Origin of the sequence: Lysinibacillus sp. FSL M8-0216 (assembly GCF_038595555.1) — a bacterium.
GTDB lineage: Bacteria > Bacillota > Bacilli > Bacillales_A > Planococcaceae > Lysinibacillus > Lysinibacillus fusiformis.
On record NZ_CP152007.1, the window covers coordinates 281,321 to 306,180 of the forward strand.

Genomic DNA, 24,860 nt, shown 5'->3' on the forward strand with positions numbered 1-24,860 from the left:
CTGATCAATGTATGATTAGAAACTTGGTAAAAATACTTCTTTGACCAATTAAGAGGGAAATGGTTGAAAGGAGAAGAATAGTATAAATCATAAGAGGTGAAAACATATGGATAATCTGCTACAACATTTCCGAAGTGTTGGCGTACATTACCTAAAAAGTGATAGTGTAATGATGCTAGAGATTTTAGAGGATAGACTTGATTTTGCCGCTGAGATAGATGTGTTAATAAATGAGCTTTTAGATAACTTACAGAGTGGTTTAGAAAAAGTTAGGTTTGAATGTCCGAAAGTTCTTTTAGATAGCTTGAATTGTACAAGAACTAAAATGGAAATTGTTGATAAAAGAATAGCATTTAAGAGATCTTTACTGACACCATTAACTATTTCAGAACTAGATTATGAAATATGGTCATGCTCTGAGAAAAAGTCTATCTTTTTTTTATCTGAAGTGATGAGTACAAGTGTTATAGATGCAGAGAAATTTCTGACGGAAATGAGGACGGAACTCCCATCACAAGTCAACAATATGTATACAGTATATATTGTTAACGGTGAACCTGTTGGTGTAGTTTTCCCTCATATAGAACCAAATACAAATAATGAAGGTCGTATGTTTTGGATTGGTATTCATCCTAATTTTATGGGGACAGGATTAGGTAAGGACTTACATTTAATAGGCCTATATAGATTGAAAAATGAATTTAAAGCTATGTCTTATTTAGGGATGACCCGAGTTGACAATATTCCAATGAGAAATATAATGCTTTCAAACGGATGCATTCAAAGTAATTCTGTAATTTCTTTACAATATTCTATTTAAGGATTGGCTATTTTCATTTATCAATAAGGCTTTTTAGTGAGGAATTCTTAATGAAGTAACGAATGTTTGTGGAGATGATATAAAAGCTATCACATTTACATAAAAGGTAAAAATTTCTAAAAAATGTTCGGCTGTAGAACGTTTTTTAATATGTCCCTTTATCAAGAGATCCGCAAGAAAAAATATGATTGTCTTGCATAAAAGCTTTTTACTATTCAACTGGTATGGGTATGTTAACGAAAGAAGGTATTCACATTTAAAACTAGAATTTAAATTCATAACTAATTGGTAGGAGGGAGATCTTTATGAAAGTAAAGGGATTGGGAGGAGTCTTTTGGAGGACTAAAAATCTAGAAGAAATTAAACAGTGGTATAGCAAAGTTCTAAACATGGAAATTGAAAGTTGGAATGGTACCATGATTACACCACAGTCAGGCAATGAAACGATCTTTTCCTTTTTCTCTGAGCATGACAGCTATTTTCCAACAGATCAGCAAGTGATGCTAAACTTTCAAGTGGAAAATCTAGAAGACAGTATCAAACATCTTGAAAAAATAGGTGTGCCCCTTGCAATGGACAAGATGATTCATGAGTTTGGAAAATTTATTTGGATTGAAGATCCAGAAGGAAGACGTATCGAGCTTTGGGAAAAATAAATCAAAGGAATTAATTTGAAAATGACCGCAATATGTTAACTTCGTTTAAATAGTGGGGAAATAGCTTGTTGTTTTCCTTTAAAGTCGTTGGAATAATCGAACGGCTTTTTTTAGTACACAGCTTGTTTTAGGCGTGAATGTTTAGAATTGAGTGGCGAGGGAATTTATAAATAAGGTATTTTTAATAGAATGTAATTCTCTATTTCAACATACACTTATATAACTACTCTTAGAAAGGTCTAGTATAAATGCAAAGTATCGTTTTGATTTTAATACTTCAATTAGTATATGTACCCTTTTTAACTTTACGTACAATATTTTTGGTGAAAAATATTACTTTCCTTGCTGCCATATTCGGTATGCTAGAGATGCTCGTGTATGTATTTGGCCTTTCGCTTGTTTTTAGCGGGAAACAAAGTATGTTAGCTATGGTCGTTTATGCAATTGGTTTTGGCTTAGGTATTTTTTTAGGAGCCAAAATTGAACGGAAGCTGGCGATTGGCTATGTTTATGCAACCATTAATACTCAAAATAAAAATGAAGAGCTTGTGAGGTTTCTCCGTAATGAGGGATTTGCTGTTACGATTTATGTTGGTGAGGGGCGAGATAGTAATCGCTATAAATATGAAATTTTAACAAAGAGAAATCGAGAGGCAGAACTCTTTCATATAGTAGAGCAATTTGAACCGAATGCATTTATAATTTCCTACGAGCCAAAGTCATTTAAAGGCGGTTTTTTACTAGCTCGTATGAAGGCTAGGCAAAAATAATAGGACCTTAGCTACTAGCTGAGGTCCTTTTCGTTGCTATTTAAACTTTGCATCCATCCAGTTTTTAAAGAGGTGATAATCTGAGTAGACTGTATCTTTGTAGTTCATAGACTGTAAAATTACTTGTTCAACAAATACATGTCGATCTTTCCCAATCGTTTTTAGTATCTCATCCTCACTATGATAGGTGAAAACAGGAGAATAATCGATATCCGCTCGTGCATGTATTTTAGCGGCAATTTGTCCCATAATCGAGGTTGTTGTATAGTAATCGTCGACATTTTTATAGTTTTTAGGCTTTACTTTCTTTTTATAAGGGGAACGCTCTCGAATGTAAAATTCCTGCTCATTCATGGTGATATAGTGTAAATGAGGGTCCTCTAAATGGTGCATAGCTTTTTGTGTCCCAACTACTCTCGCACCTTGATGCTCATAATGCTTCCAAAATTCATGATTGTAAGGAAGGAAATAGGCAGGGATCGCTGTACGGACCTCTTTCATTTCTAATACTAAATCGTCTACTCCCGATGCATCTTTTTTGTCTTCCACTAAAATATAGTAACGTTTTAATCCGATTGAAGCAGTACCTGAGCCATGCTTGTAAGCAATGTCCTTAATCTTGTAAGCAGGAAGTGCACTCGAAATTGCATTATATTCCTCGGCAGTAACGGGCTTAATTTCATCATTGCTAATAAATAGGCGTTGCCCGTCTTCATCGACATAGGAAATATCCTGTAAAAACTGGGAGCGTTGACGTTTCTCTAGCTTTTTCAATAATTTTTTGGCGGGTCCTTTTGTGTTGTCTTTCGTAAATACGAGCGTTAGAGGATCATCCTGTTTACGCTGAAATCGTTTAAGCTGATCTATATAGCTATTGAGCAGATGTTGAATGGCCGTTTCCTGAGCAGCCTTATGTATGCCTTGTTCTTCTAAATAAAGCGCAATACTTACACTCATACGAACAATATCATATAAATAAGAACCAACATAACCCTCATCAAAATCATTGACATCAAAGACAATCGTGCCGTCTTCATTTTGAAAGGCACCGAAGTTATCCATATGCATGTCTCCTTGAATCCAAGTCGGTTTGAGAGTAGGCGTATGGAAAATGGAGGAAGTTTTTGTCATGTCAAAATAAAATAGATAAGCACTTCCTCGGAAAAAGCGGAATGGACTTTCAAGCATTTTCTGATACTTCTCCAAACGCTGTGCCTCAGTTAACTTCATTCGTTGAGCATCAAACTCCTCAAAGATGGTATTTAATAGCTCCCTTCTTAAAAAAACTCTTGTATGTTTCACCTGTTCCAATAATGCATGCTTCATCTAAAAACCCCCTTTAGGTTACATGTATATACGAAAAATAAAGGAATAGGTTTCGAAGAAATTTATCAAAAGGGCTCGATAAAAATGGCTTAGGATCTAGGGTTATTTCGTAACATGTTCAATCACCTATTTTCATACTATAAGACATGCTCAGTTACGGAGGGGGGTTATATGTATTTTTTGACGAAAAGCCTTGTCATTATAGTAGGGAGTATTTCTTTGTCGTTAGGAATTAACTTATTCTTAACGCCCTATGAAATATTAGATGGGGGAGTAGTAGGATTAGCGCTGATTTTACATTATTTATATAAGTTAAAGATTGGTCTAATGATTATTATCATTAGTATCCCTATTTTTATTATTGCCTGGTTTAAATATAGAGCTTATTTTTACAATAGTATTCATGGCTTAATTACCTCTTCCTTGACTATAGACTTGTTAAAGCCAGTCAGAAATCTCGTTCATATAGATGCTCTTTACAGTGCTATACTTGGGGGGATTCTCGTAGGCTTTGGAATCGGCTTAATGCTTCGTTTTCAGACAAGCACAGGAGGGACAGACCTCATTGCGCAATTTATTAGTGATAAAACAAGTATTAATGTAGGGATATTAATATTTTTCATTGATTCTATCGTTATTGTTGTGGGCGGCTTCCTGTTATCCTCCACTACTTTTTTATTGTCTATTATTACGGTTCTAGTAGTAGGCATAACGACGAGCATCATTACGAGTCGTGCTTCATAACATTCGTTTACTCCTGAGCGTGTCGCATAAAAAAATAGCTCCAGTAAGAGACTGAAACTATTTTGGCGTTTGATTGTCGAGTGTTTTCATAAGCTTCTTTTTAGGATGTGCTGGTTTGACCTCTGCAATGAGTATGGCGAGTAATATAAGAACAGCTCCTACAACCATACGGCTCGTTAAAATTTCGTGCAGGAAGATAACCGATAAGATCATGCCGAAAAAAGATTCCGTTGATAGAATAATCGCAGCCTTTGTAGCAGTTGTATATTGATTCGCCACATTTTGAAAAAGGTAAGCAATCGTTGTTGAAAAAATTCCTAAGTAAATAATCGAATAAATAGCTTCTTTTTCTAGTGACGTAGGGATTTCTCCTTGGCTAATGACCACAAGAATACCTATAAAGGAAGCGGTAAGAAATTGAATGATAGTTAGTGCAATGGCATCTTCCTTTTGAACAAAAAGATTTGTACAAAATATATCAAAGGCAAAAGCAACGGCACAAGCTAACGAAAGGGCATCACCAATATTCATCGTCAATGAACCTTGTAACGATAAAAAGCCAATTCCAATAATGGCTATTAAGGACCCAATAATTTCATACCCATCAATACGACGCTTATAAACCGCATAGGCGATTAACGGAACAATAACGACATTAACTGCGGTTAAAAAGGCATTTTTCGATGGTGTTGTATATTGAAGTCCAACCGTTTGAAGAGCAAATGCTATATACAATATGGTACCTAATAAAGCACCTTTCCATATGACCGATTTTGACGCTTTTTTTAATCGGGGACCAAATAAAACAGTTAATATAATTGAAGCTAATAAAAATCTACCAGCCATAACTTGATAAGCCGTTAAATATTCTAAGGCAATGGCTGTTATAACAAACCCACTGCCCCAAACAATGGCTGTAACGAGTAGCATGCCATCCGCTATGTAAGTTTTCATGAAATTCTTCCTCCTAACTTCAATTAGGATAGCATAAGAGAGAAGAAAATAATTTGATTTTATTTCTAAATATTCAGGCGTTTTTTTGTACTTATTCCAAAGCGATTATTCATCACTCAATTTGCTATGTAATAAGTACAATTTAACGGCTGCAGCTAGACGCTCATAAAATACATAGTCATTATCTATAGGTACTACTAACTGACGGATTTTTGCCATACGATAGCGGACGGTATTGGGATGACAATAATGGTCAACAGCTACTTCTTTAATGTTTCCTTTTTTTGTAATATAGGTTTTGGCCGTTTCCAATAAATCTGGATCTGCCTTATCATCGAGTAAAGGCGCTAAAAAGGAAGTAACATAATCCATCGCAAATGTAGGATTTTTACGATACAGCTCTATTAATAAACGATCTGATGCAAGGGACTTATAATGGCAGCTTAGTACCTTATCAATTTCAGCAAAAACACTAGCAAAAAAGGCTTCTCGTAAAGCAGTAGAGATGCCTGTTTGTGTGTCGTACCAATTGCTATAGCCAAAGGTGAATGCTTCGGTAGGGATAGCACTTAATGTTAGCCATTCATGTATAAACCTCTCAGCCTGAAACTGCTGAGATGGGTGAGTGATAATTATAAAATGACTTTGCTTATAGGAACAAAGTAAACCAGATTTTAATAAAGGCTCCATTGATAAAAAGTTCTGTTGCCAATCACTTTGAGATAAACCCCTTCCCCGTAGATTAGCGACAAATACATACTTGTCAAAGGGTCTATCAATTTGCTGTAATATCGACTTCAGCTGCTCCTCTGCAAGATCCTCCTCCATTAATCTTCGTACAATTGTTTCTAAAAAGAACGAGTAATCCTGTGTTTTAGCATAAGCCATCGTTTCTAAAATGATTTTTTCAAAAAACTCATCTCCACCAAATCGAAGGATAGGAAAATTACGTTCTTCCGCATAAGTTAAAACCTCTTTAGGTAAATCTTTATAAATAACAGGCTTATAGGCTAAGGCACTTGCTCCAAGCTCGATCAAGCTTTTGACGGCATTTAATAAATACTCAGGCTTTTGCTTTGCAAATAATAAGCTACTTAACACAACACTGTTAGGAGTGAATATTGTATCTCGCACATGATGTATATCTGGGGAGAATTCAAAGTCGAGTATTTCTACGTTGTGAACAGCTTTATGCAAACCGCTGTGACCAGCAATAACGGTAAATTCTTTTGTAATGGGTAATTGTAAAAAGTTCTCTACATTCATGAATGGATCATTGCCTTTCTTGTAGTAAGCTATTATCTTCTATTATAAAAGTACGTCTTAATAAAAAACCATTAGTTTGAAAAGATTATACATACAATAAAAAAATCTGCTCCTGGTGAGCAGATTTTTCAACGTTATTTATCGATTAAATAGTAGAAAAAATATTAGGCTTTCTATTTCTTAATGGGTTTGTTTGTTCGATAGCATACCCAACATTTAAAATTCTACCTTCTTTAAAGGCAGGACCAATAATTTGGAGACCTATTGGTAAATTTCCTTTAAAGCCGCAAGGAACTGAAAGGGCAGGTAAGCCTGTTAAGTTACTTGGACCTGTAAAACGAATAATATTATCAATCAAATCTACTTTTTTGCCATTTAGCTCAGCGAAATCATCACCAATGGTATTTGCCACTACAGGTAGAGTAGGGGTAATAAGCACATCTACTTGATTAAAAATTTCGTTAAACTCCTGCTTAATTTGACGACGTACTTGCTGTGCCTGTAAGTAATCAACTGCAGAAGGTAGTTCCCCTAGTTCAAATAATAACCGGATATCGTCTCCGAAATCTTGAGGTCTCTTTTGTAAATCAGAATGGTGTATAGCTGCTGCCTCAGAAAGGGATGTTACAAGCTCTGCCCATTCTGCATATTGTAAGGATGGAATTCGCACTATTTCCACTTTAGCACCTTGATCTACTAAACTTTGAATGCTCGCTCGAACAGCCTTTTCTATGTCAGCATCTACGTCTTTAAAGAAGTATTCTTCATTAATGCCGATGACTAAATCCTTACTATTACCTGAAATTTGCTGCACATAATTGTCAGTAGGTACGTCTATGCAAGTAGGGTCTCGATGATCAAAACCAGAAATGACTTCCAGCAAGCCTGCTGCATCCTTTACTGTCTTTGTCATTGGGCCGATATGGTCTAAGCTCCAAGCAAGTGGGTAACAGCCATATTTACTTACACGACCATGTGTAGGCTTTAAGCCAACGATACCACAGGCAGAAGAAGGGATTCGAATCGAGCCTGCGGTATCCGTTCCTAGTGAGGCGACACTTGCGCCTGCTGCAACAGCGGCACCAGAGCCACCACTAGAACCACCTGGAATTTTATCTAAATCCCAAGGGTTGCGAACGGGTCCGTAATGAGGGTTATTATTAGTAATTCCCCAAGCATATTCATGCATGCTTAATTTTCCAGTGAAAATAACACCAGCGTCACGAAGTTTCTCTACTACTGTTGCATCATAATTAGAAACGAAGTCCTTATGAATTTTGGAGGACATCGTTGTATTTTTATCTTTAAAATATAAGTTATCCTTTAGGGCCATCGGAATTCCGTGATACATTCCTTTATATTGCCCTTGGAGAATCTCTTTTTCTATTTCATTTGCTTGAGACAAGGCTTCTTCTTGATAAAAGGCCATATAGGCATTAATCTTAGGCTGGCTTTCCTCAGCAAAATCTAGAATAGCCTTTGTAAGCTCCACGGGAGATAAAGCCTTCGATTGTAGTAAAGGCGCCAGTTCTTCAACGGATTTTAAATGTAAATCAGTTGTCAATGTGATCACCTCCAGGAATGCTACGTACAGCGATATCTGCGTCATCAATCGCAATACCTTCTAGATGGCTACGAAGTGACTGCATACCTTCCCAGCGTGCTTTTAATAGTTCAAGGTGTTCAGGCTTCGGTGTAATTCCTTTGTTCTCCAATAATTGTTGAATAGACAAGCTCATTAACTAGATCCTCCCTTGAATAGTTTTATTATCTAAATAGGTTTCCCCATAAAGACCAATATCGTCAATCACAAATAATTATAATAGGTAAGATAATCCTATTATTACAATCATACACTAACAATAGTTTATATCAAATAAATAATTCTAAATAGAAAGAATATTATGAAATTAAAACTATTTAATAGATATGAATACAAGCTTACTACTTGGAAAGGGATACCCTGAATTCTAGTGCTAGAGCTTGCTCTTTTTACATGCGATTCACAGTCTATTTACAATTGAAGCGTACAATGAACCATAATAACCAATTAAAGAGGTGCAAGCATGGAGTCAGCTGTGGAACAAAATATAAAAACTAATAATGTTTTTTCTTTATTAAAATATTTATACGGGCAACATCAACAAAATACGTTATATATGAAACGTTTAAAAGCATTGAAGCAAATTATTCAACAAGGTTCTTTACATACATACTTTCAGCCTATTGTGGATTTACAGACAGCACAAACAATTGGATTTGAAGCTTTAAACCGTCCAATATCCTCGGAATTGTTTACAAGTGTCGACCAGTTTTATGAGTTTGTAGGACAAACAGATTGTGTATTTTTATTTGAATGTTTTTGTAGAAATCTTTCTTTACAACGTTTCAAGGAACGTATGCACAATGATTTGATGGATAAAAACCTTTTAGTGTTTCTTAATATACATCCGAATGTATTATTAGATAAAAAATATCATAGTGGGGAAACGCTACAATTATTAAAGGAACTCGGCATTAAGCCACAACAAGTAGTTTTTGAATTAACGGAGCGTAGTGCTGTTATAGATTTTGTTGAGTTTGAACGTGTATTATCACATTATAGATCGCAGGGCTATCGTATTGCGGTAGACGATGTTGGCTCAGGCTACAATAGCTTGAAAACACTTATTTATTTAAAGCCAGAATTTATTAAACTAGACCGTTCATTAATTCAAAGTATTGATCAGATTAGTGAGCAGCAGCAGCTTGTTACATTGCTAATGAAATATGCCGAGCAGGCCAAAACTAAAATTATTGCTGAGGGAATTGAGAGACAGGAAGAGCTTGAGTATCTACATCGTATCGGTATTCACTATGCGCAAGGTTATGCGATAGGAAAGCCCGCAAAGGAAATACATTTAGGAAAAATAAGGGTGGGTGACCATGAAGATTGGGGAAGTCATTGAAAAGGTTCCATGTATTGATGAATATGTGAAAAATAAAGAAGTAGATGTACTTTTTACGAGTAATCCTTCATTACGTAGTGTTGTGGTAGTTCGTGATGAAAAACCTATTGGGCATATTACACGTACACATTTCTATCAAAAAATAGGTACTCAATATGGCTATCATTTATTTATGGGACGGCAAAATCAATTAATCATTAAAGAGAATCCTTTAATTGTAGATCGGAATATACCGATTACTGAGGTTAGTACTCAAGCAATGTCTAGACCTCCGGAGGATTTATATGATGATGTGATTGTCACTAAAAAAGACCTATATTATGGAATGGTTAGTATAAGGGAGCTTCTGTTAAAGCTCGTCGATACACAGGTGGCCATTGCTAGCTTTTTGAATCCACTAAGTAGTTTACCAGGTAATAAATTAATCAATGAAAAGCTTGAGGAAGCCTTAAAACTTCCACAATATAGTTTAATATATTTCGATTTAGATCATTTTAAATCCTATAATGACACCTATGGCTTTAATAAAGGCGATAAAATCCTACTATATTTAACAGATATACTTAAAAGACATATATGTGAGGTAGATGATTTTTTAGGGCATATTGGTGGCGATGACTTTGTAGCGATTTTGCCCTATTATGATGCTGCTTCGATTTGCCAAAGAATTATTGATGATTTTGATGCTAATATTTTGAGTTTTTATGAATTAGAGGATCTTGAATATGTGCAGGTAGCCAATAGAATTGGAAAACTGGAGCCATTAACATGCACTACTTTATCCGTTGCAGTTATTACGAATAAATTTCAATATTTTGGCTCCGTAGAACAATTATCTAATGCGGTGACACACGTGAAAAAACAGTGTAAAAAAATTACTGGAAGCTGTTATTTGATTAATACACAAGAAACCTACTTCGTTCATTAAACGATGTAGGTTTTTGTTAATGTTGGGGGATTTTGGGGTATTAATTTTGTAATCACAGGGATCGTAACCCATTAAAGTGATGATGTTGTCACCAATTGAAGCATGGGAGACTAAAATATTTTAAAGAAGTCTCTTTAAAATGATCGTTTTACGTTTTGAGGGCATAATGAATAGCGACAAATCGTTTTTATTTTATGAAATTATTAATCTTAATAAAACATACTTGAATTATAGGGATTATAGGTATATAATTCGATTACATTATTATAAAACACCTTAGGAGGCATTCCATTGTCGAATTTACAAATCATTCTTAACGTAGCAGTTCTGCTTGTGTTCGTTGGAATTTTATATGTGATGAATAAAAAACACGTCAAGTTTTCGAATCGTGTTTTTGCAGGTCTAGGTTTAGGGATTTTGCTTGGTCTTGGACTTCATTTTATCTACGGTATTGATTCTGAAGTTTTAGCTAAAACAACATCTTGGTACAATATTATAGGTACTGGGTATGTTAAATTATTACAAATGGTAGCGATGCCATTAGTATTTATATCTATTCTCATTGCCTTTACAAAAATGAAAATTGGTAAAAATTTTGGGAAAATGGCTGCTCTTATTTTAGCTATTTTAATTGGTACGACAGCTGTTTCGGCAGCAGTAGGTATTCTTTCTGCAACAGTATTTGATTTAGATGCAACACACATTTTACAAGGTGAAGCGGAGACAGCACGTGGCCAATACCTTGAGGAAAAAACGACTGGCTTAGCAGCACCTGATTTACCAACACAAATTGTTGAGTTATTCCCAGCCAATCCATTCTTGGATTTAACAGGAGCTCGTTCAACTTCAACAATTGCTGTCGTAATTTTCTCAGCATTCCTTGGCTTTGCTTATTTACGTGTAGCACGTAAAGATGAAGGAACAGCAGCAACAATTAAAAAAGGGTTAGATGCTATTTATGCCCTTGTCATGGGTGTTGTAACAATTATTTTACGTTTAACACCGTACGGAATTTTAGCTATTATGGCTCGTACTGTCGCAACATCTGATTTCGGTGCCATCTATAATTTAGGTAAGTTTGTGATTGCCTCTTATGCAGCTTTAATAATTGTATTTTTAGTACACTTGTTAATCTTGACATTAAGCGGATTAAACCCAATTACGTATGTGAAAAAGTCTGCGGAAACATTATTATTCGCCTTTACTTCACGTTCAAGTGCGGGTACTTTACCGATGAATATTAAAACGCAAACAGGTCGTCTTGGGGTATCTGAAGGTATCGCCAATTTCTCAGGTTCATTTGGTTTATCAATTGGTCAAAATGGCTGTGCTGGTGTATATCCTGCCATGCTAGCAATTATGATCGCACCTACAGTCGGTATTAATCCACTTGATCCTGTGTTCATTATTACAGTTATTGCAGTAGTAGCAGTTAGCTCATTTGGTGTAGCAGGTGTTGGTGGTGGTGCAACATTTGCAGCGATCCTTGTATTATCAGCTCTTGATTTACCAGTTGCCCTTGCAGGTGTATTAATCTCAGTTGAGCCTTTAATTGATATGGGACGTACAGCTTTAAATGTAAGTGGTTCAATGACAGCTGGTGTTACAACAGCACGTGTTACGAAAGAATTGGATACAGAAATGTATAATAATAAAGAGTTAGGTGCTCAAGTAGCAGACCTATAAGATAGAAGAACCCCCTTTAAAGGTGAAACTTTAAAGGGGGTTGTTTTTATATGATCTTTACATAAAAATCTTTACCATTGATTATTTCAGTAATTTCAATATTAAAGTTTTCTTTATAGTACTCAAAAATATTGTAGGCTAAACCGGAGTGTCCATTTAAATATGTTCCTTTTTTAATCTCCTTACGAGGGTTATGAAAATCAAAATATAAGCGGGAATCCCTACTCATAGTCCTTAAAATGGCTAGAAATTCTTGTTCTTCGATATGAATGCCACGCGTATAGCTACACTCTCGGCGATACGTATCATGAGCAATATTTATCGGAGAAGCTTCAAAAATTACTTCGATTTGTTTCTTCAAATGTGACAGCTCCTTTCGAAATGTGATCAAAAAGTTAGCTACAGACAACCTAATTCATAATACTAGTATATAATTGTCGGAAAATTATAGCAATTAATATCTACCAATCTTGTTGCTGTATTTCCTCTGCTATAATTTGTAAATCATAGGCATTGATTGTCAAAAGTGAATAGTCATGAGACTCCATAAATTTTTCTGCCAGACGTTTGATATATTTTGGAGAGCCTTCATTTTCTTCATCATAAATTAATAATAGACCATCTGTATTTTGAATAATAAATTTATCCTTCTCAATAAATTGCCAAGGAGCCTCGTACGGTTTTTTCGTAATGCTTGTGACGAAATCTGCTCGGGCAATTATGGTTTGATATTTTTCCTTTTTATGGTCCTGCCAATTTTTCTCTTGTTCTAAAAAGGGTGTGATAACTGCATATTTTAAATGAGGAAATTCCTTTTTTAGCGTCCATACAACTTCAGCACTCCAAGATTCTACACCTTGTTGGCCGCTAATAATCACCCATTCGAGCCCTTCATCAAGTAGAAGACGTAGACGGTTTTCCAATGCCTTTTTAATGATACTAATCCCATGATGTTTATCGTTAAAAATACCAAGTTCATGTGGCTTATAGCCTGTAATCATTATACGCGTTAACAAGAAAATGCCCCCTAAGCTGTATGGTTGTAGTAATAGTATACAGTAGGGGGCAAGGAAAACGAATGCCGATATTATCGATTAAAATGCAATAGTGTTAAAATTACTGCTACAGCCGCACAAATACCTAAAAACCACCACGAGTCTGTAAAGTCTTCTTTAGAGTCACTATTCATATGAAATAATTCCTTTCGTATATAGTAGTTTGTAGGAGTCTTACTTCACCTGACCGGTCCACGACCAATTCGTCCATACACGTAAGACTGTTTCAAATGGGCCACGTTTAAATTTCTTTAAATAGGCAAGGCTGAGGACACATTGTAGGCTGTAAACAACGATACCGAATAAAATACCGCCAAAGACACCTAACTTGCCATATAATCCGAGACCATAACCGTAAAAAACAGTTGTACAAATAATAGTTTGTAGTAAATAATTGGTTAAAGATAATTTTCCCACGCTCTCGAATGCAGGAGCAAGGAGTTGTACAGGGCGTGTTTTATAGAGTAAAGCTGCAAGGCTGACATAGCCAAGTGCTAATAGTTGCGATCCGCCCATCAATAAGATGGAAGAAAAATCACTTTCTATAAAACTTACACTTTTACATGCGAGTCCTATAGGAACTAGGAGTGCCCCTAGCTTATACCACTTTACTTCCTCGTCCATTTTCGTAAAGGCTTGCTTTTTAGCGAGTGCCATACCGAAGAGGAATAGGGGAGCATAAAACATTGGCGCAAAAATTAATACAATAAAGATGAAGGAAGGGTCTTCCATTCCAGGTACTTCTGCATTTGCTCGGAAATCAAAAATTTCTAAGTAGCTTCCATTAGCATAGACATCATTTGCTTGTTCAATGTAAGTATCTAATTCCTTTTGTTCCTTTTTAGTTACCTCCATAGAATCGTATGTTAAAGCCGTTGTAAGAACAAATAGAATACCCGCCCATATAAACAAAGTTTTGGGTTTACGATTAATAAAGGGAATTAAAAATAAAGTCATACAGCCATAAGAAAAAAGAATATCGCCTTCCCATAAAAAAATGGAATGGAGTAAACCGAGGGCAATTAAACCAGTTGCCCGACGTAATACAGACCAGCGGCTTTTATTTTTTTTTCTTCGAATGGATTCAATTAATTTAATAAGCGAGAAGCCGAATAAAATAGTGAAGATTGGCATAAAGGAGCCTTCAATCACAATCTTTACAAAATATAAAGCTCCATTATCTAAGGTAGAAAGATTTTTTAATTCATCTTTGCCATACATCCCAAATTGGAATATCAGCAAATTCGCCATTAAGATGCCAAATAAACTAAACCCACGCATTGTATCAATGAAAGTAATACGATTAGTTGTCATTGCGTTTTATCTCCTTAATTGGTTATCTTATACATAGAATAGTTGAGGAAGCTTATGGTGAAATAATGACTACCTTAAAGTAATCTTAAAAGTAGGTGAGGATATGCAGAAAGCATCCATATTAGTATTAGAGGATGAACGCGCGATAGCTGAAATGATTGATATCATTTTAAGAAAAGAAGGAATGACAAGTATTACAGTATGTAACACGATAGAAGCAGCGAAATCCGAGATTTATGCTAAAACATTTGATTTTTATCTTTTAGATATTATGCTGCCAGATGGTAGTGGATTAGAAGTGGCTCATATTATTCGGGAAAAAAGCGATGCTCCTATTTTTTATTTAACAGCTAAAAGCAGTGACGCCGATAAACTTCGGGGTTTTATGAATGGTGCAGATGATTATATTACAAAACCATTTAACCCACTGGAACTTGTTGCAAGGGTGAAGGTACAGCTAGCACGTTATATGAAGAAAAAGCAAGTCACAGAAAATCATCTTTTTACATGTAGCCGTTTTACATTCGATATTGATGCTGCAGAAATCACTGTGGATGGCGTAAGGGAAATCATTAGTGGCCGTTTGTTTCATTTATTGAAATATTTATGTGATAATGCGGGGCAAGTTTTATCTAAGGAACAAATTTACGAGCGTGTATGGGGAGATTGTTTATTTGATGATAATACAGTAATGGTACATATTCGAAAACTGCGAGAAAAAATTGAAAAGAATCCTGGAAAGCCTACCTGTATTATAACGGTCAGAGGTATTGGCTATAAGCTTGTTGGGGATGTTTCTCCATGAAGCCAGCAGGGAAATTAACGCTTCGTTTTGTATCTTATTTCATCATATTTTATTTATTAATTATTTCAGGCTTTATTATGAGCTTGGTATTTTTTGCGATCTTTATTAATGATCGTGTAGGAGACAACATTCATGTCATGAGCTCCTTTGAAATTGAGGATGATGCTGTCGTCGAAAAAGGAGAATCCATTAAAATTGCCGATTATTTAGTAAAACGTGCTGAGGAAAATGCAGGACAACTTTACTTATTTGATCAGTCGATGACCATTGTAGATTATACAGGGGAAAGATGTGAACTATGTGGAATGCCTGATAGCGAAATTTTTGCATTAAAGCAGCCGGGTATGCATACATGGGAACTCCCAAAATATTATTTGTTATTTCTACCTATTTCTCCTGTTCAGCCACTATTTGAGGAGGCTCTTGATAATTGGTTAGCCACAGGAGCGATTTCAGAAGTGACACTACAGCGTTTAAAGGAACATAAAGCTAGTGTTGAAATTTATGATACGGAATGGAACCGAACAGACATTGTAGGAAAGCGTTACGAAGAGCTGAAGAAGCCGCAACTGGTTGAGGAGAAATACGATATTTTTGAGCATGAGGAACTTAAGCAAAGCACGACCTTAGCGGATGATTCCACATTTGTTGTCCGCATGCCGAATCCATCCTATAAACCGTTCGAAGAGCCTTTCAATAAGGCAATGATTTTATTTGTTTCTATTTTCTTTGGTGGGCATATTATTTTATTACTGGGCGTTATCTTTTTATCGATAAGTATTTCGCGACAATTTGTACGACCACTTGTTTATGTCATATCACGTATTGAGCGACTTACCCAATTTGATTACAGTGATATAAGTGATAAGAAAATCCATCATAAGAAAACAGGGAAATTGAAACGGAAATTTAAATTATTTCAGCCTGTAGAGGAGTCCCTAAACCATTTATCTGAGCGGCTTGATTCAAATGAAAGGCAAATTAAGCAATCAGAGCAGTTACGTGAGGAGTGGATTACAGGCTTATCGCATGATTTAAAAACGCCTTTAAGTTCTATTTATGGCTATTCCACAATGCTTGCCTCGGAGGATTATGAGTGGACAAAGGAAGAGATGCGTATTTTTGCACAAACGATGCAGGAAAAGGCAACGTATATGGATGCGCTTATACAAGATTTAACGTATACGTATCAGTTGAAAAATAAAGCTATACAGCTGGATAAGGTATTACTGCCTTTGACAACATGGTTAACACAATTTGCAGATGAACAGGTAAGCGTAAAGGTTTATGGTGATGTGATGCTGCAAGCAGATGAACTTTTACTCAAGCGGATTATGGATAATTTAATAACCAATGCAAAGAAATATACACCTGTAGGCACGAAGGTGATGGTGGAAGCGCAACATACTGGTAAAGAAGTGATGCTAACTATTGCTGACCATGGTCCTGGCATTCCTCAGGAAGAGCTCGATAACCTATTCGAACGTTATTATCGTGGAACTAACACTACAGATGATACAGCAGGGACAGGGTTAGGACTAGCCATTACGAAACAGCTCATTGATCTCCACAATGGCACCATAAGTGTACGTTCAGATCGTGCCGGTACGGTATTTATTTTAAAATTTCAATGTCATTAAAAAGAGGTATCAAAATTCACTTTGATACCTCTTTTATTATTGTCTATTTTTATTGCACCGCTCAGCTGGGCGCTCAATTTTTACATAACGCCATAGGCTATTAGCGATATCGCGGGCTTCTGCGACATGTTCTGTTCCAACGAATGCTTTACGGAAAGGTGTAAGAAGTGATTCGATAATAAAGAGCTTTGGATTTTCGCGTTGAAGCTCTTCTAATAAGAATTCCGCATACTCCAAGCCTTCCACTGTTTCATTGTTCGTTAATCCTTTGGCAAAGCCATGTAATTGATCAATGACCATATCTTTTGTAACGGTTTTATAATTCACTACATTTTGAATTGTATTGATCATTTCAACGCTAACGATGATTTCTTTCGATTCAAGCATCGTTGGTATAATAACGCTAATATTGCGCAATGCTACACGTACAATGGCTTCTCGATTGATATATTTATTATAATCAGCAATAAAAACTGCGCGCAATGTGAGGTTAATCATTCCAAGTGTTTGCACAGCACATTCATAGCTTATTGGGCTAATTTCTTCACCAAAGACTTGAACAAGTCGATTAGCTAACCATTCTAATTCCTGTAGGTGGTAGTTAATAATAATTTTTTTCAGTTCTTTATCTCTTGAATGGAAGATTGATTCAAAAATTTGAATTAAATTATGTTCACGATTGACGTACATGAGAACAGCGACTTGCTGCGTTAATACTTCTAAATCTGTAGGATCTTTCCCGTAAATAAGTTCATGTCGACGATTACTTGCTTCCTCACGTCCTTCATCTAAAATTGCGATTAAGCATTCGTTCTTCGAAGAAAAATGATTGTAAAACGTCCCCTTTGAAATTTTAGCATCATGGATAATGTCGTTAATCGATGTATCTAAAAATCCTTTTTCAATAAAAAGTGCGCGTGCAGCTGTAATAATCTGTCTTTTTCTTTTGTTCATGACCTCACCTTTTTTAAAATATTATACTCTTATTCTACACTAAAAACGCTGATATATCAACGTTTATAAAAAATATAAACTTATTTGTTGAAAAAAGTAGACTACGAGTATAAAATAAGTTTTATCGAAAAACACAAGAAAGAATTGAGGGATATAAATGAATAGTGAGCAGACAATGAAGAAGCCCCCTTATGGCATGATAGCTATATTATTTGTGGGTGCTTTTGTTGCTTTTCTTAACAACACATTGTTGAATGTGGCACTACCAACAATCATGAAAGATTTTGGGATCACATATTCAAAAGTACAATGGCTCGCAACAGGTTATATGCTAGTAAGCGGTATTTTAGTTCCTGCTTCAGCATTTTTTGTGACACGCTTTAAAAATAGACATTTATTTATTGCGGCAATGTCCATCTTTACTATTGGTACAATTATGGCAGGCTTCGCTCCTAATTTTGACATGCTATTAGCAGGTCGTATGGTGCAAGCAGCCGGAGCATCTAGTATGTCACCATTGTTAATGAATGTTATGTTAACTAGCTTCCCGAAAGAGAAGCGTGGGGCAGCAATGGGGATCTTCGGTTTAGTTATGATTATGGCTCCAGCAATTGGACCGACATTATCAGGTTATATTGTTGAGCACCATGATTGGCGTATGCTTTTCCAAATGATTATTCCATTTGCGATTATTAGTTTATTATTTGGTGTTTGGAAATTAAGAAACGTGATGGAGACACGTGAAGTCCACTTAGATTTCCTATCAGTACTTTTATCAACAGTTGCATTCGGCGGTATTTTATACGGCTTCAGTACAGCAGGAGATAAAGGCTGGTCAAGTCCTTGGGTATATGGCACAATTTCAATTGGCTTTATTGCCTTAATTATTTTCATCATTAAACAATTAAAAATGGATCAACCATTATTGGAATTACGTATTTATAAATACCCAATGTTTGCATTAGGGTCTGTTATCTCTGTTATTGTTTCGATGGCAATGTTCTCAGGGATGATTTTAACACCGGCTTACGTACAATCTATTCGCGGTATTGAACCATTTGAAGCTGGCTTAATGATGCTTCCAGGAGCGCTTGTAATGGGGATTATGTCACCAATTACTGGTAAGCTTTTCGATAAGTTTGGTCCACGTATATTGGCCATTATCGGATTAACGATTACAACAATCGCTACATTCGGTTTAACAAAATTAGAAATTGATTCAAGCTATACATTTATCGTATCGATGTATACAATTCGTATGTTCGGTATGTCGATGGTAATGATGCCTATTATGACAAACGGTTTAAACCAATTACCACAAATTATGAATCCACATGGTACAGCTATTAACAACACATTACAACAAGTATCAGGAGCAATTGGTAGTGCGATTTTAGTTACATTCATGAATAATCGTACAAAAGCCAAAGCTGAAGAATTAATTGTCGAGGCGAAAGCAAATGCGGCACAAGCAGGTGCAGCACCTACCGCAGAGCAAATGCAACAAATGCAAGATCAAATTATGCAAACTGCTTTATTAGATGGGATTACACACTCATTCTTAATTGCAGCTGGTATAACAGTGATTGCAGTCGTGCTTGCATTCTTCTTAAAACGCGTAAAGGTTGAAAGCGCAGCAGCTTCAATGGATTTGAAAAAACCAACTAAATAATGGGAAAAACTCTCTATTAAGTAAGGAATTACTTGATGGGGAGTTTTTTTATGTGAAAAAAAATTTTAAGATTGGAGTAATTTTTTATCATTTTATTTTATATGATAATACTAATTTACAGAAAATTTAGATAGTTATAATTGTGGGGTGTTCATTTGGTAGATGCCTATATAAATGAATTAGTGCGGAAAAAGGAAATTCCAGGTGCAGTATTGATTGTTCAACAACATCATAAAAGAATTTTGTCTCGTAGTTACGGGGCTTTTACAGCGCAGGATGGCAGCAAACAACTCATTTTGAGCCATACATTATTCGATGTAGCGTCATTAACAAAAGTAGTGGCAACGCTACCAGCTACTTTACTGCTCTTGAGTCGACAGCAAATGACTGTGGACGATAAAGTTCAAACATATTTACCGAATTTTAAGTATGCCAATATAACCATTCAACATTTATTACAGCATAATTCAGGGTTACCAGCAGACTTAATGCCAGTAGTGAAGAGGCATCATCAACGCGACATCATGACAGAGATATTTTCCAGTAAAGTAGTGTTTCAGCCAGGCAAGCAAGTACTCTACAGTGATTTAGGTATGATTTTATTAGGGAAAGTAATTGAAAAAGTATCAGGAAGGTCACTTAGCCAATTCGTTGAACAGGAAATATTGAAGCCTTGGGGGATGAAGCATACTCGCTTTCAATTACCGGACCATCAACAGGCACTAGCGGCATCCACAGAAATGGTGGATGGAAAATTTGTTCAAGGAATTGTCCATGATGAAAAGTCCCTGCTGTTGGAAGGTGTGGCTGGTAGTGCTGGTCTATTTTCATGTGCGGAAGATTTAGCGAAGTTTGCAGAAATATGGTTAGGTTTTACACAACAAGATGTTCTTCCATATGAGTGGCTAGAACTTGCTCATACGAAGACATTTCGGAATAGGGGGCTTGGTTTTGAAGTATGGAACGGAGACTACTCATCATCTTGTTTTGCTAGGAGGTGGAGTAAGGGGTCATTTGGTCATTCAGGCTTTACAGGCACAAGTATTTGGATGGACCCTGTTGAAAAGGCCTTTGTTATTTTCCTGACGAATGCAGTTCATTATGGAAGGAATACAAATATGAGAAGTATTCGGGAAAAGCTTCATACGTTGATCTATGAAAAATTACTTATATGAAGGGTGGATTAGTTGATATGAAACAAAAGAGTAAATGGTTATGGCTGTTTCCATTATTAATCGTTGTAGCTTTAGTGGGGTGTACCTCAAAAGAGAAAACAACGGTTTCAACAACACCTGATAAGGAAGAAGGGGAGAAAACGGAAGAGATTTCTCTCACGATAGGAAGTTGGCGTACTGAAGATGTGGCAAAATATGAAAAAGTGATTGCTTTATTTAATGAACAACATCCCGAAATACACATTTCCTTTAATCCGACTAAAAATACAGAGTATAACACTGTTCTCAATACAGCACTACAGGCTGGGGAAGGACCAGATATTTTCCACTTACGACCTTATGCAGCAGGATTAAAGCTTGCTGAAGCAGGATATGTAGAGAAAATAAATGGCTTAAACGGTTTAGCTTCGTTTCCTGAAGAGGCATTACTAGCTTCACGTGATGAAGATGGAAATCAATATGGGGTACCGATCAATTTGAGCTCCACGCAATTTTTCTATAATAAAAAAATCTTCAAGGATAATAACCTCGAAATACCGACTACTTGGGAAGAGTTTATAGCATTAAATGATCAATTGCTTGAAAAGGGCATTACCCCGATAGCAATGGGTACTAAGGAAGGGTGGCTATTGTCATTACTGCACGGGATTGTTGGACCAGCGATTTACGAAGGGAATGATTTCTACCAAGCAGTGCTCGCTGGAGAAAAGGATTTTACAGATGCTCAATTTATAGAATCGATACAAGTAATGAATGATTTAAAGAAGTATTTTCCTGCAAATTCAGAAGGCTTAGGAATGGATGATATTCGTACTTTGTTTGCATTAGAGGACGCTGCTATGTTCCCGTTAGGTAGCTGGGAAATTCCTGTTGTATTAGAAATGAATCCAGATTTAGAGTTAGGGTATTTTCCTATTCCATCTAAAGGGGGTCAGAAAACAGTGACGACTTGGGTGGATGGCTCATTTGCTATTAATGCAAATTCGAAAAATATAGAGGCCGCCAAAGTATTTTTAGAGTTTTTAACAACAAAGGAATTTGGTGAGTTGTTTGTGAAGGAGTTTTCCATGATCAGTGCTATACCTGATATTACCTCTGACGATGCCCTATTAAATGAGATTAGTAAATCCACTGCAAATGAAGCGATACCATACATGTGGGTGACTAATTTTACAGGTGGGGACCCAACAACAAAAAGTTTACTTGAAAGTGAATTACAAGGTATGTATCTAGGTCAGGTAACGCCTGAAGAGGTCGCTGCAAAAGTACAAGACAATGCTAAAACTTGGTATACGCCATTTCAAAAATAAATAATGCTCCTACAAGGAATCTTCCTTTTTCAAAAATTTAAAGGGGGCTGTTCATCATGAGAGAACCTACAGCTTCACCGTTATCAAAAAGAAAATCATGGGCAGGGTGGTCTATCCACCTTTTCCCTATCCCTGCAATTATAATTTATGGAATGTTTGTGCTTTATCCAATTCTAGCGGCCTTATCCTATAGTTTTTTTGAATGGAAAGGGATGGCACGAGGGGACTTTATTGGCTTCCAAAACTTTGTGACGCTTTTCACAACAGAACCTTATGGCTCCATGTTTTGGAATGCCTTCAAACATAATGTTCTTTATTTTATTATGCAAATGGTGGTCATGAATGGTGTAGCTTTCTTTTTAGCATTTATTATCTACCAAAAAATTAAAGGTGCTGAGTTTTTCAAGGCAGCCTTTTTTCTCCCGCGAGTCTTATCTGTAATTGTCGTAGGTTTTTTATGGAAGCTTATTTTAAGCCCCAATTTCGGAACCTTAAATGTCCTTTTAGAGAAATTAGGTTTAGAGACGTTACAAAAGGCTTGGCTCGGTGATCCTGGAACAGCTTTGATTGCAATTATTTTAGTCAATTGTTGGTTTGGACTAGGATTTGGCGTCTTAATTTTTTTAGCTGGGTTTCAGGGCATCCCCAATGAATTAATTGAGGCTGCAAGACTAGACGGTGCAAAGGGCTTCACCTTATTACGTACGATTTATTTACCTTTAATGGTGCCATCGATAATGATCATGGGCATTTTAACATTTATTCAATCCTTTGAGGCATTTGAACTTGTTTATGCCATGCAAGGTTCGATGGGAGAGCCTTATTATTCTACAGATACATTAGCCGTGTTTTTCTATCGCTTAGCATTTGGTAGTTCTACAGCTTCTGGTGCGACAGCTATTGGCTTAGGGTCTGCGCTAGCGACAGTACTGTTCCTATTTATATTAATTTGTACAACGCTATTTTTACGCTTGGCCAATAAAAAAGACGTCCAAATGTAAGGGGGAAGTATATGAAGCAAGGGGCCATTTGGTTTCGACCATTCTATTATCTTGTTGTGTTTACAGTGGCGACAATCAGCTTATATCCTATATTGTTAATGATCTTGTCCTCCTTTAAGAAAAGTGTGGACATTTATAAGGATCCATTAGGCTTTCCATCTAGCTTTAGCTTAGATACTTACCGCACATTATTGTCTAAAATTCCATTTACCACATATTTTTTGAATAGCCTATTTGTCAGTGTTGTATCTGTTGTACTGATTGTTGTTGTTTGTTCATTGGCATCCTTTTATATTGCACGCTTTAAATTTTCTTGGAATCATGCCTTATTCTTCATTTTCTTATTAGGCATGATGATCCCAATAAAATTGGGGATTGTCCCTCTTTTCATTTTAATGCGTGATTTAGGACTAATTAATTCTTTATGGTCTTTAATTTTAATGAATACAGCGACAGGTATACCTTTATCCATACTCATACTAACAGGCTTTTTTAAAACGATGCCGTCTGAATTGGAAGAGGCTGCCCGTATGGATGGAGCAGGTAATCTAAGGGTCCTTTGGTATGTTGTTTTGCCATTAATGCGACCTGCACTAGGAACAGTCGTGATTATCAATTTTATCGCAGCATGGAATGATTTTTTCTTCCCGCTTATTTTTATTACGGAAAAGATGAAACGGACAATCCCGGTCGGAATGATGTCGCTGTTTGGGGAGCATTCGGCTGATTGGGGCTCACTATTTGCTGGACTGACATTAGCATCATTACCAATGATTCTATTATTCTTTATTGCTTCAAAGCAATTTATGGAGGGGCTGACGGCAGGTGCCATTAAATAAGCAATATATTATTGGAGTCGATGGTGGTGGAACGAAAACCCGTGCCATAATCGGTACAAAAGAAGGAAATATTCTCGCCTTTATGGATGGACACGGTACGAATATAAAATCAACTCCAGCCCATGAGGTAAGGCAACATATTGAACATTTACTGGAGAGTCTAGTGCAAAAAATAAGCGCTACAAAATACGATGTTTCAACGATTTTCTTATGCGTAGCAGGAGGGGATCGTCAGGAGGATATAAAACGCTGGAAGGCGTGGATAGCTCCTATGTTCCCTTCTACTTCCTGTAAAGTTACTGTCACCAATGATGCAGTCGCGGCACTTACTAGTGGGACGTTTACACAGGAAGGGTTAGTAGTTATAGCGGGAACGGGCTCAATTGTTTATGCGGTTCAACAAAATTCAATTAGTCGTATGGGGGGATGGGGTTATCTATTGGGAGATGAAGGAAGTGGCTACTATATTGGACAAGAGGCATTGCGTACCATTACTCGTCAATATGATGCTTATGGTTTAAATGAAGATGCCTTTTCTAAAGCCAATTTAGAGCATCTAGCACTAACAGATCCTACGGAAATTATTACACTAATTTATGAGCATTCGCAGCCACGCATATGTATTTCCTCTATTGCTAGGACGGTATTACTTTTAGCTACCCAAAATAATGAGATAGCGAAGAGGATTGTTGACCGTGCAGTTACCCATTTAGTTCAACTTCTCCAAATGATGTATAGAAAAGAACCACAGGTGAAAAAATTTCCAATTGTTACTTGTGGAGGATTATTCGAAAATCAATACTTTGTTCAATGCTTTCAAGCAAAATTGCAACAATCTACTATTGATAATCAAATTATTCAGCCTGAAGTACCACCTGCTATTGGTGCTTTTATAAATGGACTCTTTAGTGAAGGAATTCCAATGACAAAGGCTTTACAACAAACAGTAAAGGAAACTTGGATGAGTGTAAAAAAATCGAATGGAGTGATTTGATTT

General features: G+C 36.3%; 24 protein-coding genes. 15 read left to right on the forward strand and 9 right to left on the reverse strand.

Annotated features, from left to right (window positions below; translation table 11 throughout):
- Positions 1–106 precede the first annotated feature (106 nt).
- From MKX57_RS01360 to MKX57_RS01370, 3 genes are all read left to right on the forward strand, one after another.
- Positions 107–820, forward strand: coding sequence for a GNAT family N-acetyltransferase (locus tag MKX57_RS01360; RefSeq protein ID WP_342550684.1), 714 nt, complete (start codon positions 107–109; stop codon positions 818–820).
- A gap of 305 nt (positions 821–1,125) precedes the next feature.
- Entirely contained in the window at positions 1,126–1,476 is a 351-nt protein-coding gene (locus tag MKX57_RS01365; protein ID WP_342550685.1) for a VOC family protein, read from the forward strand.
- Between the two features lie 248 nt (positions 1,477–1,724).
- A complete protein-coding gene (locus MKX57_RS01370) occupies positions 1,725–2,246 on the forward strand; it encodes a DUF2179 domain-containing protein (RefSeq protein WP_342550686.1) in 522 nt (173 codons plus the stop codon).
- 36 nt (positions 2,247–2,282) lie between these two features.
- Here the strand turns inward: MKX57_RS01370 and MKX57_RS01375 are convergent, their stop codons facing one another.
- Entirely contained in the window at positions 2,283–3,572 is a 1,290-nt protein-coding gene (locus tag MKX57_RS01375; protein WP_089987067.1) for a DUF2252 family protein, read from the reverse strand.
- Between the two features lie 171 nt (positions 3,573–3,743).
- Between MKX57_RS01375 and MKX57_RS01380 the strand changes: the two genes are divergently transcribed.
- Positions 3,744–4,316 carry a YitT family protein gene (locus MKX57_RS01380; RefSeq protein ID WP_008179588.1) on the forward strand — a complete coding sequence of 191 codons (573 nt, stop codon included), beginning with the start codon at positions 3,744–3,746 and terminating at the stop codon, positions 4,314–4,316.
- 57 nt (positions 4,317–4,373) lie between these two features.
- On the opposite strand, the gene MKX57_RS01385 is transcribed toward MKX57_RS01380, so the two are convergent.
- The 4 genes from MKX57_RS01385 to MKX57_RS01400 all read right to left on the reverse strand — a co-directional run bounded on the left by MKX57_RS01385 (position 4,374) and on the right by MKX57_RS01400 (position 8,275).
- On the reverse strand, positions 4,374–5,270 hold the full coding sequence (locus MKX57_RS01385) for a DMT family transporter (protein WP_342550687.1): 897 nt from the start codon (positions 5,268–5,270) through the stop codon (positions 4,374–4,376).
- A 105-nt stretch (positions 5,271–5,375) separates the two neighbouring features.
- Complete coding sequence (locus MKX57_RS01390; protein WP_008179585.1) at positions 5,376–6,536, reverse strand: PucR family transcriptional regulator; 1,161 nt, start codon at positions 6,534–6,536, stop codon at positions 5,376–5,378.
- Positions 6,537–6,681: 145 nt separating this feature from the next.
- Positions 6,682–8,100 carry an amidase gene (locus tag MKX57_RS01395; RefSeq protein ID WP_342550688.1) on the reverse strand — a complete coding sequence of 473 codons (1,419 nt, stop codon included), beginning with the start codon at positions 8,098–8,100 and terminating at the stop codon, positions 6,682–6,684.
- Positions 8,090–8,275 carry a hypothetical protein gene (locus MKX57_RS01400; RefSeq protein WP_036122390.1) on the reverse strand — a complete coding sequence of 62 codons (186 nt, stop codon included), beginning with the start codon at positions 8,273–8,275 and terminating at the stop codon, positions 8,090–8,092. The genes MKX57_RS01395 and MKX57_RS01400 overlap by 11 nt, the downstream gene beginning before the upstream one ends.
- Positions 8,276–8,602: 327 nt before the next feature.
- Here MKX57_RS01400 and MKX57_RS01405 point away from each other — a divergent pair, with 327 nt between their 5' ends.
- From MKX57_RS01405 to MKX57_RS01415, 3 genes are all read left to right on the forward strand, one after another.
- Positions 8,603–9,484, forward strand: coding sequence for an EAL domain-containing protein (locus MKX57_RS01405; protein ID WP_089987070.1), 882 nt, complete (start codon positions 8,603–8,605; stop codon positions 9,482–9,484).
- Complete coding sequence (locus tag MKX57_RS01410; RefSeq protein WP_008179576.1) at positions 9,462–10,412, forward strand: GGDEF domain-containing protein; 951 nt, start codon at positions 9,462–9,464, stop codon at positions 10,410–10,412. Before MKX57_RS01405 ends, MKX57_RS01410 begins: the two co-directional genes overlap by 23 nt.
- 291 nt (positions 10,413–10,703) lie before the next feature.
- The gene (locus tag MKX57_RS01415; protein WP_008179575.1) at positions 10,704–12,098 is read left to right on the forward strand and encodes an L-cystine transporter; all 1,395 of its coding nucleotides are present in this window, start codon (positions 10,704–10,706) and stop codon (positions 12,096–12,098) included.
- A 46-nt stretch (positions 12,099–12,144) separates the two neighbouring features.
- Here MKX57_RS01415 and MKX57_RS01420 read toward each other — a convergent pair whose 3' ends face one another.
- From MKX57_RS01420 to MKX57_RS01430, 3 genes are all read right to left on the reverse strand, one after another.
- Entirely contained in the window at positions 12,145–12,459 is a 315-nt protein-coding gene (locus MKX57_RS01420; RefSeq protein WP_036222931.1) for a hypothetical protein, read from the reverse strand.
- 100 nt (positions 12,460–12,559) lie between these two features.
- Complete coding sequence (locus tag MKX57_RS01425) at positions 12,560–13,114, reverse strand: DUF1273 domain-containing protein (protein ID WP_342550689.1); 555 nt, start codon at positions 13,112–13,114, stop codon at positions 12,560–12,562.
- A gap of 213 nt (positions 13,115–13,327) precedes the next feature.
- Entirely contained in the window at positions 13,328–14,467 is a 1,140-nt protein-coding gene (locus MKX57_RS01430) for a DUF418 domain-containing protein (RefSeq protein ID WP_342550690.1), read from the reverse strand.
- Positions 14,468–14,570: 103 nt separating this feature from the next.
- Here MKX57_RS01430 and MKX57_RS01435 point away from each other — a divergent pair, with 103 nt between their 5' ends.
- Positions 14,571–15,272 carry a response regulator transcription factor gene (locus MKX57_RS01435; protein WP_008179568.1) on the forward strand — a complete coding sequence of 234 codons (702 nt, stop codon included), beginning with the start codon at positions 14,571–14,573 and terminating at the stop codon, positions 15,270–15,272.
- Positions 15,269–16,912 (forward strand): HAMP domain-containing sensor histidine kinase, encoded by a 1,644-nt coding sequence (locus MKX57_RS01440; RefSeq protein ID WP_342550691.1) that lies wholly within the window; start codon positions 15,269–15,271, stop codon positions 16,910–16,912. Before MKX57_RS01435 ends, MKX57_RS01440 begins: the two co-directional genes overlap by 4 nt.
- 36 nt (positions 16,913–16,948) lie before the next feature.
- On the opposite strand, the gene MKX57_RS01445 is transcribed toward MKX57_RS01440, so the two are convergent.
- Positions 16,949–17,866, reverse strand: a complete 918-nt coding sequence (locus MKX57_RS01445; protein ID WP_008179565.1) for a TetR/AcrR family transcriptional regulator — start codon at positions 17,864–17,866, stop codon at positions 16,949–16,951.
- Between the two features lie 157 nt (positions 17,867–18,023).
- Between MKX57_RS01445 and MKX57_RS01450 the strand changes: the two genes are divergently transcribed.
- The 6 genes from MKX57_RS01450 to MKX57_RS01475 all read left to right on the forward strand — a co-directional run bounded on the left by MKX57_RS01450 (position 18,024) and on the right by MKX57_RS01475 (position 24,857).
- Positions 18,024–19,538, forward strand: a complete 1,515-nt coding sequence (locus MKX57_RS01450) for a DHA2 family efflux MFS transporter permease subunit (RefSeq protein ID WP_008179562.1) — start codon at positions 18,024–18,026, stop codon at positions 19,536–19,538.
- A 155-nt stretch (positions 19,539–19,693) separates the two neighbouring features.
- Positions 19,694–20,713: a serine hydrolase domain-containing protein gene (locus tag MKX57_RS01455; RefSeq protein ID WP_090002381.1), complete on the forward strand. Its 1,020-nt coding sequence runs from the start codon at positions 19,694–19,696 to the stop codon at positions 20,711–20,713.
- Positions 20,710–22,023 carry an extracellular solute-binding protein gene (locus MKX57_RS01460; protein ID WP_008179556.1) on the forward strand — a complete coding sequence of 438 codons (1,314 nt, stop codon included), beginning with the start codon at positions 20,710–20,712 and terminating at the stop codon, positions 22,021–22,023. The genes MKX57_RS01455 and MKX57_RS01460 overlap by 4 nt, the downstream gene beginning before the upstream one ends.
- A gap of 56 nt (positions 22,024–22,079) precedes the next feature.
- Positions 22,080–23,024 (forward strand): sugar ABC transporter permease, encoded by a 945-nt coding sequence (locus tag MKX57_RS01465; protein ID WP_342550692.1) that lies wholly within the window; start codon positions 22,080–22,082, stop codon positions 23,022–23,024.
- 11 nt (positions 23,025–23,035) lie between these two features.
- Entirely contained in the window at positions 23,036–23,863 is an 828-nt protein-coding gene (locus tag MKX57_RS01470; protein WP_008179553.1) for a carbohydrate ABC transporter permease, read from the forward strand.
- Entirely contained in the window at positions 23,850–24,857 is a 1,008-nt protein-coding gene (locus MKX57_RS01475) for a BadF/BadG/BcrA/BcrD ATPase family protein (protein WP_090002385.1), read from the forward strand. Before MKX57_RS01470 ends, MKX57_RS01475 begins: the two co-directional genes overlap by 14 nt.
- Positions 24,858–24,860: the final 3 nt, after the last annotated feature.

What these genes read in the sequence shown, in the direction of transcription:
- MKX57_RS01465 (WP_342550692.1), top strand. Translation starts at nt 22,080, where the DNA reads ATGAGAGAACCTACAGCTTCACCGTTATCAAAAAGAAAATCATGGGCA.
- MKX57_RS01405 (WP_089987070.1), top strand. Translation starts at nt 8,603, where the DNA reads ATGGAGTCAGCTGTGGAACAAAATATAAAAACTAATAATGTTTTTTCT.
- MKX57_RS01430 (WP_342550690.1), bottom strand. Translation starts at nt 14,467, where the DNA reads ATGACAACTAATCGTATTACTTTCATTGATACAATGCGTGGGTTTAGT.
- MKX57_RS01365 (WP_342550685.1), top strand. Translation starts at nt 1,126, where the DNA reads ATGAAAGTAAAGGGATTGGGAGGAGTCTTTTGGAGGACTAAAAATCTA.
- MKX57_RS01460 (WP_008179556.1), top strand. Translation starts at nt 20,710, where the DNA reads ATGAAGGGTGGATTAGTTGATATGAAACAAAAGAGTAAATGGTTATGG.
- MKX57_RS01445 (WP_008179565.1), bottom strand. Translation starts at nt 17,866, where the DNA reads ATGAACAAAAGAAAAAGACAGATTATTACAGCTGCACGCGCACTTTTT.
- MKX57_RS01410 (WP_008179576.1), top strand. Translation starts at nt 9,462, where the DNA reads ATGAAGATTGGGGAAGTCATTGAAAAGGTTCCATGTATTGATGAATAT.
- MKX57_RS01400 (WP_036122390.1), bottom strand. Translation starts at nt 8,275, where the DNA reads ATGAGCTTGTCTATTCAACAATTATTGGAGAACAAAGGAATTACACCG.
- MKX57_RS01380 (WP_008179588.1), top strand. Translation starts at nt 3,744, where the DNA reads ATGTATTTTTTGACGAAAAGCCTTGTCATTATAGTAGGGAGTATTTCT.
- MKX57_RS01435 (WP_008179568.1), top strand. Translation starts at nt 14,571, where the DNA reads ATGCAGAAAGCATCCATATTAGTATTAGAGGATGAACGCGCGATAGCT.
- MKX57_RS01375 (WP_089987067.1), bottom strand. Translation starts at nt 3,572, where the DNA reads ATGAAGCATGCATTATTGGAACAGGTGAAACATACAAGAGTTTTTTTA.
- MKX57_RS01385 (WP_342550687.1), bottom strand. Translation starts at nt 5,270, where the DNA reads ATGAAAACTTACATAGCGGATGGCATGCTACTCGTTACAGCCATTGTT.
- MKX57_RS01370 (WP_342550686.1), top strand. Translation starts at nt 1,725, where the DNA reads ATGCAAAGTATCGTTTTGATTTTAATACTTCAATTAGTATATGTACCC.
- MKX57_RS01440 (WP_342550691.1), top strand. Translation starts at nt 15,269, where the DNA reads ATGAAGCCAGCAGGGAAATTAACGCTTCGTTTTGTATCTTATTTCATC.
- MKX57_RS01360 (WP_342550684.1), top strand. Translation starts at nt 107, where the DNA reads ATGGATAATCTGCTACAACATTTCCGAAGTGTTGGCGTACATTACCTA.
- MKX57_RS01390 (WP_008179585.1), bottom strand. Translation starts at nt 6,536, where the DNA reads ATGAATGTAGAGAACTTTTTACAATTACCCATTACAAAAGAATTTACC.
- MKX57_RS01470 (WP_008179553.1), top strand. Translation starts at nt 23,036, where the DNA reads ATGAAGCAAGGGGCCATTTGGTTTCGACCATTCTATTATCTTGTTGTG.
- MKX57_RS01450 (WP_008179562.1), top strand. Translation starts at nt 18,024, where the DNA reads ATGAATAGTGAGCAGACAATGAAGAAGCCCCCTTATGGCATGATAGCT.